The 14030-nt window shown below is 55.6% G+C and carries 12 protein-coding genes and 1 tRNA gene; 4 read left to right on the forward strand and 9 right to left on the reverse strand.

From position 1 onward, the window contains the following. The first annotated feature begins 94 nt into the window (after positions 1-94). On the forward strand, positions 95-1039 hold the full coding sequence (locus CA54_RS24660) for a formate/nitrite transporter family protein (RefSeq protein WP_146373669.1): 945 nt from the start codon (positions 95-97) through the stop codon (positions 1037-1039). A gap of 394 nt (positions 1040-1433) precedes the next feature. Here CA54_RS24660 and CA54_RS24665 read toward each other — a convergent pair. Next, positions 1434-1518 (reverse strand) — tRNA-Leu (locus tag CA54_RS24665). Positions 1519-1751: 233 nt separating this feature from the next. Beyond that, the gene (locus tag CA54_RS24670; protein WP_146373670.1) at positions 1752-2618 is read right to left on the reverse strand and encodes an alpha/beta hydrolase-fold protein; all 867 of its coding nucleotides are present in this window, start codon (positions 2616-2618) and stop codon (positions 1752-1754) included. A gap of 217 nt (positions 2619-2835) precedes the next feature. Between CA54_RS24670 and CA54_RS24675 the strand changes: the two genes are divergently transcribed. Continuing rightward, positions 2836-4953 carry an alpha/beta hydrolase gene (locus CA54_RS24675; protein ID WP_197532807.1) on the forward strand — a complete coding sequence of 706 codons (2118 nt, stop codon included), beginning with the start codon at positions 2836-2838 and terminating at the stop codon, positions 4951-4953. A gap of 39 nt (positions 4954-4992) precedes the next feature. After that, entirely contained in the window at positions 4993-6069 is a 1077-nt protein-coding gene (locus tag CA54_RS24680) for a hypothetical protein (protein WP_146373671.1), read from the forward strand. A gap of 17 nt (positions 6070-6086) precedes the next feature. Here the strand turns inward: CA54_RS24680 and CA54_RS24685 are convergent, their stop codons facing one another. The 3 genes from CA54_RS24685 to CA54_RS24695 are packed head-to-tail and all read right to left on the reverse strand — an operon-like array spanning position 6087 to position 8668. Continuing rightward, positions 6087-6494 carry a hypothetical protein gene (locus tag CA54_RS24685; protein WP_146373672.1) on the reverse strand — a complete coding sequence of 136 codons (408 nt, stop codon included), beginning with the start codon at positions 6492-6494 and terminating at the stop codon, positions 6087-6089. Between the two features lie 24 nt (positions 6495-6518). After that, entirely contained in the window at positions 6519-7061 is a 543-nt protein-coding gene (locus CA54_RS24690; protein ID WP_146373673.1) for a peroxiredoxin-like family protein, read from the reverse strand. Then, the gene (locus tag CA54_RS24695; RefSeq protein WP_146373674.1) at positions 7061-8668 is read right to left on the reverse strand and encodes a Ppx/GppA phosphatase family protein; all 1608 of its coding nucleotides are present in this window, start codon (positions 8666-8668) and stop codon (positions 7061-7063) included. Before CA54_RS24695 ends, CA54_RS24690 begins: the two co-directional genes overlap by 1 nt. A gap of 163 nt (positions 8669-8831) precedes the next feature. Here CA54_RS24695 and CA54_RS24700 point away from each other — a divergent pair, with 163 nt between their 5' ends. After that, a complete protein-coding gene (locus CA54_RS24700; RefSeq protein WP_146373675.1) occupies positions 8832-9338 on the forward strand; it encodes a GNAT family N-acetyltransferase in 507 nt (168 codons plus the stop codon). A gap of 40 nt (positions 9339-9378) precedes the next feature. Here the strand turns inward: CA54_RS24700 and CA54_RS24705 are convergent, their stop codons facing one another. The 4 genes from CA54_RS24705 to CA54_RS24720 form a co-directional block, all read right to left on the reverse strand. Next, positions 9379-10038, reverse strand: a complete 660-nt coding sequence (locus tag CA54_RS24705; RefSeq protein WP_146374186.1) for an ABC transporter ATP-binding protein — start codon at positions 10036-10038, stop codon at positions 9379-9381. A 77-nt stretch (positions 10039-10115) separates the two neighbouring features. Then, on the reverse strand, positions 10116-10451 hold the full coding sequence (locus CA54_RS24710) for a (2Fe-2S)-binding protein (RefSeq protein WP_231963187.1): 336 nt from the start codon (positions 10449-10451) through the stop codon (positions 10116-10118). A 34-nt stretch (positions 10452-10485) separates the two neighbouring features. Further along, entirely contained in the window at positions 10486-12117 is a 1632-nt protein-coding gene (locus CA54_RS24715) for an MJ0042-type zinc finger domain-containing protein (RefSeq protein ID WP_146373676.1), read from the reverse strand. A 67-nt stretch (positions 12118-12184) separates the two neighbouring features. Continuing rightward, positions 12185-13984 carry a prepilin peptidase gene (locus CA54_RS24720; protein ID WP_146373677.1) on the reverse strand — a complete coding sequence of 600 codons (1800 nt, stop codon included), beginning with the start codon at positions 13982-13984 and terminating at the stop codon, positions 12185-12187. Positions 13985-14030 lie beyond the last annotated feature (46 nt).

A 14030-nucleotide genomic window follows, 5' to 3' on the forward strand; every position in this document is an offset into this window, starting at 1 on the left:
GCCGAGGCACACTTATGCGTAAAATGAATTCGCATGAGTTCGACAAACCCGAATCTAAAACAAAAAAACAATTCGACACGAGTAAGGATGTAGGATGGCTGAGGAACCAGGCAAGATTTTACTCCCTGACGGCACCGTCGCGAGTGCCGAAGAGGATACGACCACCGAGCGGGGAAAGGATCGCAACTGGGAAGAGGGCCAATACATTCCCGTGATCGTTAAACGCAGCGACGAAGTCCGTCGGCATCCCGACGACTCGTTGGAGCACGCGATCGACGACGGCTTAGAACAACTCAAACGCCCGACCGTTTCGCTGTTCTTGTCAGCCATTGCAGCAGGCTTGACTGTCGGCTTTTCTGCGATGGCCGTAGCAGTCGTCACGCAGGCCGTTGCCCCACTGGAATCAACCTTGCTGACGCGAATCGCCACGGCAGTTGTGTATCCGTTGGGATTTGTTTTGTGTGTCATGAGCGGAGCACAGCTCTACACCGAACACACCGCCACAGCCGTCTATCCGCTGCTTGACCGCCAAGCAACTTTTAAAATGTTGCTCCGATTGTGGGTCATTGTGATTGCCGGCAATCTCTTAGGGGCGGCGGCGAGTGCGTCTTTGTTAACAATGACTGAAACGGTCATTCAAGCCAAGGCGGGTTATGTGGCGATCGGACACCATTTGGTGGAGTTCGATGCCTTTTCACTCATTGTCAGCGCACTACTCGCCGGCTGGTTGATGGCCCTTGGCGCTTGGCTGGTGATCTCCACAAGAATCGGCTTTAGCCAGATGGTTTCGATCTACGTGGTGACGTTCCTCATCGGATTGGGAGGACTGCACCACTCCATCGCCGGCTCTGCCGAAATGTTTACTGCACTGTTCATCAGCGACGAATTCACGCTCCGGCAGACCATGCGATTCATTGGTCTGGCGCTATTCGGAAATCTAATCGGGGGCAGCCTGTTTGTCGGAGTGCTGAATTACGCTCATATCCGCAAAACGCAACCTGCCAGCGAAGCATCCTCCATCAAGACTGAGGATTCGTAAACTGCGGGGCGGAACATGCGGCCTCTAGCAGAAGAGAGGAGCGCATAAAAATGGCCCGCGAATTGGCAGGCGCTCGCCTTGGGTAAACCCAAGCTGCCAACTCAAACGGACCACAAGTAGACTAACGTGCTCTGTTGCATGTTGCAACAATAATCTCTCGTTTTTTTCGCAGCCGAGTGAAACATCAGCCAAACGGGCGTCCACGACTCACCACGACATGAATCAACCCGATTAAAGAATTCCGACCATCGCCAACCACGGCATCCCAGCCAAGCTCAGACCGTTGGGACCCGCTTGCTCCGGAATTTGGTTTTGTGTCAACGAACTGGCAACGTTCCAGTCCCAATAAAAAAACGACTCACAGCGAATTGCCGTGAGTCGTTTTCTACCAAAGTGCCCAAGAGAGGACTTGAACCTCCACGGGATTATCTCCCACTAGGTCCTGAACCTAGCGCGTCTGCCAATTCCGCCACTTGGGCTGGGCTGGTGTACTTGCTGCAATTTCTTTTCAGCAAAGCACTTGTGTGGGCCAATCCGTGTTCAATCTCCCTCTTCGCGGGCAACGCTTACGCGAGACCCTTTGAGAATTTACCACAGATCGTGCCGGTCCAAACGTCTTGCGAGCGTTGGGACTCCGAGCATTATACAGATTCGTTCTCAGGTTTCTACTGTGAAAACCGACAAACATTTCGCCATGCGTGGATGTCGATCGCTAACGTGATTCCAACATCAATCCGACCGCTTCCGGCAGCCATCCGCTGTTCCAGGAATGTTCCCGTTTCGGGCCGTTGCGGTAGAGATGTTTGATTTTCAATTCGTCCATCAAAGCATGAACGGCGGTGTGCTGTTGTTGGAAGCCGCCGTAGCCGGTGAGGATTAGCCGGGGTGATTTTTGCAAGAGGAGGGCGCGTTTTTTCAGAAGCGACGTCACGCGGTACTTTTCGAAATTCTCCTGCGTACCAAAAATCGGTCCCATCCCGTACTTGTTCGGCTGAGCAACCATCAACGGGGCATCCCACGAGGCTGCCTGGCTGAACAGTTTCGGATGCCGCAACAACAGGCTATAGGCCCCGTACCCCGATTTGCTAAAACCAACCAGCAACCGGCCGCCTGGGGTCGCGTCGGCCGGGTAGGCTTGTTCTACAATCGGGACGACGACTTTTATGAAATAGGACTCCTGGCGAATCGTCAAATCGTGGGGGTGATCGGCATACCATGGGAGCGCCGAAAACGTGGGAAATACACAAATCAGACGATGCTGATTATGCAAATCATGCTTCACGACTTCCGCCACGGGGTCTCCCCAGCGCTGTCCGTTCCCCGCCTCCACCGGCAAGACGTACAACACCTTAAACTTCTCGTCCGGTTTTCGCTCGCGCGGCAGCAAGATGCGAATTTGCGTTTCGCCGGCCTGGTAGGGCGAAGCCACAGTGTGCAGTTGCACTTCGTGTTTCTCTTGCTGAGCGGTTGAGATCGAAACCTTCTCATCCGCGATCACTGATTCCAAAACCGCCTGATGCAGGACGAGCAACGTCGTCATCCCACTCAGCAGCAACGCGCGGTGTTGGTCGTGTGTCATGGGCCAGACCTCTGTAACTTGATTGCATGCGACATCGAAAACGTGTTCGGGAACCCTCCACTGCTTCTGTGGTGCTGTCCAGTGGCCATCCGTACGCCCACTGTATCACGTGCGACTGCGCCGGGCTATAATTACAGAGACTAGCAGTCGCAGCAGAAGGTTTGTCGCGACGGCTTCACCAAGAGAACGAATTGCTCAAGTCATAGAGGATTAGATCATGATGCGCGGCGGTATGCGATTGGCCATTTTATTGGGTGTCTTGTGCGGATTGACGGGGCGGAGTTGGGCGGAAGAGAAAACCAGCGTCGACACCACGCGGGGCGACCGCATGCTCAAGGAGTATTTCCGTACCGAAACCGCGAAGATCTCCGACGTCTCTTTAAAAGACATCAAAACCGCCGAGGACTGGAAAGCTCATCGCGAATTGTTCCACGCTCAATTACAGGAAATGCTCGGCCTCGATCCGTTGCCGGAAAAAACGCCCCTGGAGGCGGTCGTTACCGGTACTGTGCAACATGAAGAGTTCACCGTCGAGAAAGTGCAGTTCCAATCACGTCCCGGTTTGTATGTCACGGGCAATTTGTATCTTCCCAAAAACCTCGACAAACCGGCGCCGACGATCCTCTACGTCTGCGGTCACGGCCGAGTCAAAAAGAACGGCATCAGTTACGGCAACAAGACACACTATCAACACCACGGTGCATGGTTCGCCCGCAACGGCTATGTCTGCTTGATGATCGACACGTTGCAGCTGGGTGAAATCGAAGGACTGCACCACGGGACGCACAACAAGGGGATGTGGTGGTGGAATGCTCGCGGCTATACGCCGGCGGGTGTGGAAGCCTGGAATTGTGTGCGTGCGATCGATTACTTGCAGTCGCGCAAGGAAGTCGATCCAGAGCGGATTGGCGCGACGGGACGTTCCGGCGGCGGTGCTTATACGTGGTGGATTGCCGCTTTGGATGAACGGATCAAAGTCGCCGTACCGGTGGCCGGCATCACCGATCTGGAGAATCATGTCATTGATGGCGTCGTCGAGGGGCATTGCGACTGCATGTTCATGGTGAACACCTATCGCTGGGACTACGCACAGGTTGCCGCTCTGGTTGCTCCACGTCCACTATTGATCTCCAATACCGACAAGGACCGGATTTTCCCGCTCGACGGCGTGGTTCGCGTGCATGAGCAAGTCCGCATAATCTACGACTTACTCGGAGCGGGCAATAAACTTGGGCTGCAAATTGTTGAAGGACCGCATGCCGACACGCAGGTGCTGCGGATTCATGCGTTTCAATGGTTCGATCGTTTCCTCAAAGGGGACACGCCGCTGATCGAAACGGCGGCAACAAAATTCTTCACGCCGGAGCAGTTGCGAGTTTTTGAAGAGAACCCGACTGACGAGAAAAACACGACCATTCACGAATCCTTTACCCAAACAGCAGACCGGCCCGAGGCGATCACGACCGATTCGCAATGGAAGGCTGCTCGCGATGGCTGGCTGACAGCACTACGGGAAAAATCATTCCGCGCCTGGCCCCAAGAAGAGACCGCTGAGGCGAAATCACTCGACCTAAAACCGGCCTTTTCCGTTGCTCGCGAAGGCGTGCACTTTAGCGCCTATGATTTCACTTCGCAGGAGAATGTCGAACTACGGTTGTATGTCACGTATCGTGAGGGCTTAAAGCCGAGTGAACTGGATCTCGTCGTGATGAACGTTCTCGACGAATCGGGCTGGAAGGATTTCCTGGCGATGATGCGTCCGCAGTTTGCCGAGCAACTGGTGGGAGAACAACTGCCTGAGGGCGACAAAAAGGCGTTTGAGGAACAACGCGACATGTTCAAAAGTTTCAAGTGGGGTATGGCCTATGTCGCGCCGCGTGGCGTTGGCCCCACGATCTGGAATCAAGACAAAAAGAAGGCAACGCACATTCGCCGACGGTTTATGTTATTGGGACAAACCATCGACGGTATGCGAGTCTGGGACATCCGCCGCGCAGCACAAGCCCTGGAAACGATTGACGGATTCCAAGACGTACCGCTGTGGTTACAAGCACACGGCCCCTCGGCGGGACTGGCGTTGTACGCCTCTCTATATGAACCGGCGGTCAAGCGGTTGGATCTCTATAATCTGCCCACATCGCATCACGACGGTCCGACGTTCCTCAATGTGCTGCGATATTTGGACGTCCCGCAAGCGGTCGCCATGGCTGCCGAGAACACCCAAGTGCGAATTTACGACGGCGAAGCTGCACATTGGCAATTCGCGGCGGACACCGCTAAGAACCTAGGCTGGGATAAGAAGCAGTTGCAAATCCGCAAACCTCCCCAAAAGTAACCCACCCGGCACTTGGCACAATCCAGTATTTCAGAGGACATGATGAAACGATTGGCAACATGCTTTGCGGTTCTGTGCCTACTCAGTGCTTGGTCCGCGTGCGGGTCCACGGTCGTCGCTGAGGATGCCGCTGTCACCAGTCTGGCAGATCGATACGAATGGGTCAGCGTGAATCCCAAGGCCCCGTTCATGCCGCGCGATGGCGCCGGGGCCTTGTCCTATCGCGGGCGGATGTGGCTGATTGGTGGGTGGAATCCGAGCCTCCTCAAGCGCAAATGCAGTAACGACGTCTGGAGTTCCCCCGATGGCCGCGACTGGTCGGAGATCAAGCCGAACACATTTTTGGGGACTGACTTTGACGCTACCAAAGATTGGGAGGGACGCCATACCGCTGGGTACGCGGTGTTCCAAGACAAAATGTGGATCATCGGCGGCGATCCGCTCCAAGGGCATTATCAAGATGATATCTGGAATTCGTCGAATGGAAAAGATTGGACGCTCGTCCTGAAGAAGGCCCCCTGGGGTCCGCGTGCTTTGCACTACACCGTCGTGCATGACGGAAAACTGTGGGTCATCGGCGGACAGACAATGCCTGCATTTGCCCCTGCCGATGAAGCGTTTTATCGCGACGTTTGGAACAGCAGCGACGGCATCCATTGGAAAAAGATCGAGTCACAAGAACCCTGCTGGTCGCCGCGCGGTATGATCGGCGGGGCTGCGGTGCTCCACGGCCGCATTTGGATCCTCGGCGGGGGAACGTATGAAACCCCCAGCACGCCGCACCGCAATTTCTACAACGACGTTTGGAGCACGGCCAACGGCATCGAATGGAAACGACATGCCGCGGCGCCTCCGTGGAAGCAGCGACAATACCACGACGTCGCCGCTTTCGACGGTCGACTATGGGTCTTGGAAGGTTGGAATAAAGCGAACCGCAACGACGTCTGGGCCTCGACCAACGGCACCGAATGGCAAGAACTCCCCGGCACCCCCTGGAAACCCCGCCACGCCGCCAGCGCCTTCGTCTTCAAAGACGCCCTATGGATGGTCGCGGGGAACAACTTCGAAAGCGACGTCTGGAAACTCACCCGCAAGCCAAAAGCCATACGCCGATAACTCCAAGTAGGGGTTGGTTACACTACATCTTTCTCTCGTGATATTTTCCAATTCTCGCGCCCCACATATTTGAGAAATTTGATTTGCGCAACCAGCAGGGTGGTTCCGATCGTGAAGTCGATAAATAGCACCAAATCGAATGCGCGGGCCGCGCCCAAGATGTCGCTCAGTTGCCCCACAGTAATTAGCACGTAGAAACCACAGTTCATTAGAAAAAACAGTCCAGCCAACATCCATAAACCGCGATCTGTGCGCCACTGCTCGAACGTTCTCCCCGAGGCTCCAAGACTAATTGCGAACAGAGCGGTGATCACCGGGGCGAAGACCATTCGAGTGCTAACTAATGCCACCAGAATCCCAAACGAAATTAACCAGGGCGCAGCTCGTATGACCATTTCAGGTTCGCCACGAAAGAGATGTCTCATGGTTGTTTCCTGCAATGTGGTAACTCAAGATTTTGCGCCAGGCAACTCACACGTAGCGAATTCCCCATAGTCCGGGCGGTCGGCGGAGGTATTGTATGTGAAACTGCGGATGATCTCGCCGTTTTTGACAATGAACGCGCCGGGCATTTGTAGGACGTCGCCGATGATTCGACCCACGCCGTGGCGTTTGAAAATCGTGGCCACCATCCCCCGCCACCAGACCCTGGGACCGGCGACTTGTCGGTGACTCCCGCGTTGTAGTCCGAATGCACGGTACACCGCGCACTGAGGATCGCTGATGCGAGGCAGATCGTCCAATCCGTACCGGGCGAAATACTCCGCAGCGAACTCGTCGTCGTACATGTGCACCAACACGATCCCCACGCCGGCTTGTTGAATCGTGTCGCGTTTCTCTGCGATTTCCGCCAAGGCTTCACGGCAAAAGGGACACCCACTGTGCCGCAAGAAGACCACCAGCAACGGGCGTGTCTGCGACAAATCGGCAAGGTTCTCCCCGGTATTGGTGACGGCCGCCATCGTACATGTTTTCGTCGCATCCTGTTTCATCAACTCGACACCGTTTGTGGATCGGGACTCGTCGGCTCTTCAATTTCGACGCCATTGAGGCTCAGTGCTAAGCGTTTTTTGAAAGTTTTCTTGAACGACCATGCGTGATTCTGGAGTTCACCTATTTCCAATTGGCAGTCTCCCTCAGCCGTCACGTCCAATTGTGTCGTTTTTTTGTCCATCGGACGAAACTCGACCTGTTTCACGACTTGGCCATGCGTGCGATCCAGGCTTTCGGCCAATCGCAACAGCACACACAGAATCCGTACGACGCGGCGATGTCGTTTATCCAATTCAGCGAATTGTGGATGTTTACGACGGGGATACGACTTGTGGTGATACAACACGGTGACGGCCATAACGGCTATTTCCGTTTCATCGAATCCTAAAAGCTCTGCATTGCGGATGAAATAATAGGAATGCGCGCGGTGCCTGCGATAGGACAAAAAGATACCGATATCGTGTAGCAAACCGGCATACTCCAGCAGTTCCCGTTCGGGTTCACCCAGCTTGTGCAAGCCGACCGCCTTGCTACTGTCGAACAATTGCAGCGACAATTCCGCAACGTGCTTGGCGTGGGCTTCCTCGAAACCGCACGAATGCCCCAGTTGCAAAATGCTCCGCTTGCGAAACGTGCGGTGGTCCATCCACTCGCTACTGCCGCTGCCGGAGAGGTAATCGATCGGCATTCCTTCGCGCAGTCCGCGATCACTGATGCGGATCTCGGAGAGATTCAAGTCCTCCATCAACGTGTCAATGATCGCCGCCCCTGGGATGATAATGTCGGCCCGTTCGGGATTGATCCCCGGAACCTTGGCCCGCTCTTCGACCGACAAGCTGCACAAATGAGCGACGACTGTCTTCAAATCCGCACGTGTCAACACGTCAACCGAGCCGCTGCCGCTCGGATGACATAACTTAGCGGCGATTTCCGCCAGATTGATCAGCGTACCCGAGCTGCCGACCGCGCGACTGAATTTCAACGGCTTGACCCGTTGTATGGTCCGCACCGACGATTGCCGTACGTGACGTTGAATTTTTTTATACCGCCGCTGTGTGACCGGACCGGTCTCCAACGGCGAGAAAAACTTGGTGTACAACCGGATCGCCCCTAGATTGAGGGAATCCAAATAAAAGTATTCCTGTTGATCGCCGACAACAATTTCAGTGCTACCACCGCCAATGTCGATGAACAGCGCTTTCTCATCTCCCAGCTTTAAGCCGCTGGAAACGCCCAAATAAATCAGCCGCGCTTCCTCCTTGCCGGAAATAATACGGACGTCCACACCGGCTTCACGCCGCAACCGTTTGAGAAACACATCCTTATTGCGGGCATCGCGGCTGGCCGATGTGGCGACTGCTACGATTTTCTCAGCATCATAACCCTGCGCCATTTCCACAAATTTCCGGCACACCAATGCCGCGCGGTGCATCGCCTGCGGTTGCAGCACGTTGGCGATAAACTCCCCTTCTCCGAGCCGCACCACTTCCTTGAGCCGATTCAACTCCGAATAGGCACGATCAGGATGCGAACGGACGACCAAAAGCCGTGCGGAGTTCGTCCCCAGATCAATAAACCCGACGGTATGTTCTCCATCACGACTCATTTCCCGCTCCCCTCACCTGCCACATCACAGTACTGCTGCTGCAAACTAATCTAATGTATGATTCTAACAACGAGTTTTGTGAAAACGCACTGCCGCCGGGTCGTTTAAATCTCGTTCCTGGCCAATTCTCGTATATGATACGGATTTGCACGGAGAGCATAGCATGGCAATTCACTATCGCGAAGAAACCGCGGACGATCTGCGTGCGATCCACCAAGTCAATACGGCAGCGTTCGGCCTGCCTGCCGAAGGGAACCTCGTTGACCTGTTGCGGAACGATGGATTGGCCGTTGTCTCCTATGTTGCTGTCTCAAACCACGCACTTGTCGGGCATATTCTCTTCAGTGAACTGCCGATTGAAACTAAACAAACGACGATTCCCGCAGTTGCCTTGGCCCCCATGGCGGTCTTGCCGCAATTCCAGAGACAGGGCATTGGTACCGAATTGGTTCGGCGCGGTTTGGATATCTGCCGGGAACGAGGGCAGCAGGTGGTGATTGTCTTGGGGCATCCCGCTTACTACCCCCGTTTCGGGTTTTCGTCCGAGTTGGCCAAGCGGATTTCCTCGCCATTTTCCGACGAAGCCTTCATGGCGCTCGAACTGGTTGCGGGAGTTCTGGATAATGTGCAGGGGCAGGTTACCTATCCGCCACCATTTTTCTCGGTGTGACTTATCTCAGTGTGCCCCCTGCCCGAATTTCCAACTCGCACTACCACTGAATATCGTGCGGCGAAGTTCGTTGGGTATTCACTTGGGCCTCGGCGATGGTCCCCTGCCCCAGTTTGATCACACGATGACCCAAATGCGAGATGGGGTTATTGTGTGTGATCAACACAATCGTCTTTCCCAACTCCGCGCACAGCCGGTCTAACAACTCCAGCACCATGCGTCCGGTTGACAAATCAAGCGCCCCGGTTGGTTCATCACAGAGCAGCAACGTGGGATCCTTGGCCAGTGCGCGGGCAATCGCCACGCGTTGTTGTTCGCCCCCGGACAGTTGTGAAGGGAAGTGATCTTTGCGATCTCCCAGTCCAACCATTTCCAGCACTTCGTCCACGTCCATCGGCGTACGGGATATTTCGGTGGAAACCAGCACGTTTTCGCGAGCCGTCAATGTGGGTACGAGATTGTAGAACTGAAACACGAATCCCACATGCTCGCGGCGATAGGCGGTCAATTCCCGCTCGTTGAGCTGCGTCAAATCGCAGTCTTGGAAAAAAACATCGCCCGAAGTGGGGCTGTCGATCCCACCGATGATATTCAACAGCGTGCTCTTGCCCGAACCCGAGGGACCGACAATCACCATGATTTCGCCGGCGTAGATCTCTAAGTCGACGTCGTGCAACACCGGCACTTCGACTTCGCCCATGCGATAGGTCTTGCTCACCCCGGAGAGCTGAAACAATGTCTGCGTCGCTGTGTTTGTCACCGCTCTCCCTCCTTGAATCAAGCGATCGAATCCGAATCGTGACTGGACGTCCCGGGAAGCGGAATCGCGCCGGCGGGTGGCGTTCCGTTTCCAGCAGCGATGTAAGCGGCCCGTTGTTGAGCATACTCCTCAGCCGACTGAGACTCATTTCCCGGTTCGTTGGTTGTGGCAGCGGCCTCGAAGTATCGTTTCAAATACGAAACGCACCAACCACAACCGGTTCCCGCACCGCCGCACTGGCTGACTTGGCTGGGACGCTTCAGTTTGTGAATGCGGATGTAGTTAACTATCTTCCGCTTGCTCACGTGGAAACAGTAACAAATTGTATCGTCGAGTTCCAAAGCCGGACTCACTTCCCCATCAACCGCGGGACGAAATCCGGCGGAATTATTTTTTGTTCAGTTCGCTAATCACAATCTTACCATCTCCAATTGTCGCACCCAAACCGACAGATTCAAGCAACTGCTCGAAAACTTCTCCCACCGTCACGTCTTCAAACTCTAGCTGTACCGGGTGGTCCCATATTTTTTTCTCAGCCCGACAGCGACGAGCGTCGTAATCCAACGGGACAGCCACCATTTCGGCGAGTTCTTCAAACACCGGACCAAAGGTGGCACCGTCACCCGATTGATACCGCAGCACCGGTTGGTCCAAGCGAGCATGGATCTGTTTGTCTGTCAGCGGAGGCGGCTTGGCGGCAGCTTCTTTTTCGGCGCGCTGTTGTTTCTCCGTTTCTGCGATTTCATCGACGATGAGGACCAATTCGTCAATCGAAACGTCGTCGGTCGGCGGGGTCTTGTCGCCGGCTTTGTCCTCAGTCGTTGCGTCTTTCACCGGCTCTTCGTTAGCGGCGATCACCAGCGGTGGATGTTCGCGGTAATAGGCATCGGCCATCGCTGCTTCGCCGCGCAGAATGGCAGCATCGGTTTGTGCAGAATGGAACTTCACACTGCCGTCGGCCATCAAAACCCACATCCCGTCCGCTTGACCGCTGCCAAAACCATCAGGCCCATTGATATACGGCTCGTTAACAAATCCCCGCACTGTCGCTGGACCACCGGCCGCCCAAGACCCCAAGCGAGACTGGACCCCCGCCACCATGATGGTCTGCGACAAGCCATCTTTGACGTCCGCCTCCGTGGTTTTTCGGTCATATCCAAAAATACCCGCCCGCTCATGAGACACCGGAAGTTGCGCCGCATCATCCCCCACACCTGCCATACCCACGAAATGACTAGCGGGAAAACCATTGTCTCCCACCAATGGCTCCACATCGGGATTCAAAAACACCGACATCCGACGTCGCACAAAACGTAGATTGACTGGATCACTCCAGGATTGGTCCCAACGGGGAGTCAATTCGCGACCCGAGGATTGTGTGGACAAGCGTGCTAACCAACTGAACCGTTCCGTAGGCTCGTCGGAGCCATTCGTCCCTTGCGGAAAATGCCCGGTGTCCTTGCGCTGCTGCTGGATCAACTGGCCAAGGCGGGACAATTGACCTTTCGCATCACCCCCCGGCGCGTCCCACAGCAATAGTGCCGGCTCGACGTCATCGTCTTGAACCCCCTCATCGTTACCACCCTCCTCATTCTCAAGTAAAGCATCCGGAGCCGTTTCCTTCAGTGCGGCGGGCGGCGCGATCTTGGCATCTGCCAGTTTATCGACGCGCGACGGGGCCGAGTCGGTGGCGATGACCACCGTCATACAGATTCCAAAGACGGCAGCGACGGCCCATGCAATCACATGCGGCTCATTCCACCATACAGCTTTGCCCTCATCCTCGTCATCGACCAATACGCCTGTCGCAATCGTGTGCGCTGCGGCCGGTGCCTGTTCGGCCGGTTCCATTTCGCTCGTAACCGGCGGGACATCTAGGATTGACACGTGACGGCCATCGTAGGCCAACCGGAAAGCTTCACCGCAATCGGGACACGGGACTTCGCGACCGACCAGCGCGCTATCCTTAACTCTCAGCAATGCGGCGCAGTGCGGACATTGAAACGAAAATGGTTGCATATCAGTCGGCCCTCACCAGCGACTCACTCGTCTCCAATTTCAGGACATCAACGTTCACCTTCGTGCGTCAAGGTTCCACCGCGGCTGCGGGCACCAACCGTAGCGGTGCTTCCCCCCGTTCCATTGCCGCCTTGGCGGTGGTAATGATTGCGCGGTCTTGTGTCTCACGGACAACTACGACCATCCCTTCTACGGTCAAAATACGATCCAGAACAGCCGTCGCCGGCGTCTGTTGCATCGCGAATTCCTGCGGCAGGTTTTGCGTGACACCGATCAACATCAAATCATCCCCCATGATTTCCATCTCCACACCGGTTTCGCTGGCGATATAGGCAATCGCTTCATGCAACGGTGTCCGCCGAAATTCACAGTCGATCGGCTTGGCCAACCGCTGGGCAATGGTTCTCGGAATAGGTACGGGGTTTGTCGCAGGGACCGTACTTGGTTCCGACGTGGATTTGCGCAGTGACTCCCGCCACGCTAATCGGGAAGCCAGCGCCAAATTTGGTCCTGCGATTTCTGGAAGCTGCGTCTTCACAATCGCATGCCCCCCTTCCCTGTCAATTTTTGTCCCTCGTTCCACCGCTAAACACATCGCCGGAAAACGACCCAAGACCCGTTTCGTCCCCACGCTTTGCGGATTCCACAGCGAGACCGTTTCCAACATCGATTCCGGCAATCGCTGCATCTTCTCCGTCAACCCCCGCTGCAACCGGTCGACATCGAACCGAGTTCGAGGCTGCACGACCGCCTGAGAGCGAAACGCTGGCTGTAGCCGCACACCCCACGACAGAGTGGCCGCATCGTCCCCCAGCCAGTCCAAGACAGCGGCCACTAATCTAAATACGTCGCCCGACACCAACGATTCACTATGAATTCGTAAATCGGCCGGTTCGCAAATCACGGTCAGTTGGTCGTCCCGGTCACTTTGCCGCACAATACGCAGCAAATTCTCGCGCGTCATGGCCGGAGTTTTGATCGTTTCGCTCCAATCCGCAACCATGGTTGAGGGGCAAAAGGCAAAGGTTTGCTCATCGATCAACAAATACGACCGCGTCGGTCCCACGTAATAAGGCAACTCGATGTCACTTTTTCGCTCACCCTCAAACAGCGGGATCAATTCGGAGCGTTTCCTCGGCTGGGCGAGCGTAATCACCCCAGCTATCTCAACAGCCTCACCCGGTGAGCCAAAATAGAAGCAAAACTTGGCTTCTTGAATGTCCTCGGGAGGGAAGAGACACTTTTGCTGGATCCATTCGCTCAAACTGGCCCGCAATGGCTCGCCGAGACAGTCCAGAACATTGCCTCCCGCCGGAGCAGCGGCCCAGATCTCCGCCGGACGCAGATGTACCAACAAGCCCATACCGTGCGGGACGTACTGTAGGTCGATCGCCGGTCCCTTTGTGACTTTGGGCAACGAACTCGTTGCTGCCGGTTGAGTCGGCGCCGTCGGGAGCGGTGCCGCCTTGTTGGGTGTCGCCTGGTTCACATTGGTAACCGCCGGATCCGGACCGCGCTGAAACAGCCACCACCATCCACCACCGAACAGCGCCAAACAGGTCGCAGCCGCCGCTACGATCCACACTCCACCCCGATCGCGCCGCCGGCGGGAGCGCAGTCGCGCCGAGACACTCGGTTCATCGGCGACGTCAATCTGTATTCCCGCGGCAGGCGGCGGGGGTGTAGTTGGCTGAGGTGCTTCCGGTGCATGGGCCGGCTCTGCTAACTCCAACTCGACTGCCGCCGGATCGATAAGTGGAAAGCGGGTTTCGCACTGCGGGCATTTGCCGATCTTCCCTAACAGCTTCGGATCGCGCAATTTCAGTTTTGAACCGCAATGCGGACAAGGAATCACAATCGGCTGCATGAAGCGCTCCGAAACTACTGACTTCCAGGGCATCCAGAATCGGCTC

The sequence above is a fragment of the Symmachiella macrocystis genome (assembly GCF_007860075.1).
GTDB classification, from domain to species: domain Bacteria; phylum Planctomycetota; class Planctomycetia; order Planctomycetales; family Planctomycetaceae; genus Symmachiella; species Symmachiella macrocystis.

Coding starts and splice junctions, on each gene's coding strand:
- CA54_RS24660 (WP_146373669.1), top strand. CDS start 95: ATGGCTGAGGAACCAGGCAAGATTTTACTCCCTGACGGCACCGTCGCG.
- CA54_RS24670 (WP_146373670.1), bottom strand. CDS start 2,618: ATGACACACGACCAACACCGCGCGTTGCTGCTGAGTGGGATGACGACG.
- CA54_RS24675 (WP_197532807.1), top strand. CDS start 2,836: ATGATGCGCGGCGGTATGCGATTGGCCATTTTATTGGGTGTCTTGTGC.
- CA54_RS24680 (WP_146373671.1), top strand. CDS start 4,993: ATGATGAAACGATTGGCAACATGCTTTGCGGTTCTGTGCCTACTCAGT.
- CA54_RS24685 (WP_146373672.1), bottom strand. CDS start 6,494: ATGAGACATCTCTTTCGTGGCGAACCTGAAATGGTCATACGAGCTGCG.
- CA54_RS24690 (WP_146373673.1), bottom strand. CDS start 7,061: ATGAAACAGGATGCGACGAAAACATGTACGATGGCGGCCGTCACCAAT.
- CA54_RS24695 (WP_146373674.1), bottom strand. CDS start 8,668: ATGAGTCGTGATGGAGAACATACCGTCGGGTTTATTGATCTGGGGACG.
- CA54_RS24700 (WP_146373675.1), top strand. CDS start 8,832: ATGGCAATTCACTATCGCGAAGAAACCGCGGACGATCTGCGTGCGATC.
- CA54_RS24705 (WP_146374186.1), bottom strand. CDS start 10,038: ATGGGCGAAGTCGAAGTGCCGGTGTTGCACGACGTCGACTTAGAGATC.
- CA54_RS24715 (WP_146373676.1), bottom strand. CDS start 12,117: ATGCAACCATTTTCGTTTCAATGTCCGCACTGCGCCGCATTGCTGAGA.
- CA54_RS24720 (WP_146373677.1), bottom strand. CDS start 13,984: ATGCAGCCGATTGTGATTCCTTGTCCGCATTGCGGTTCAAAACTGAAA.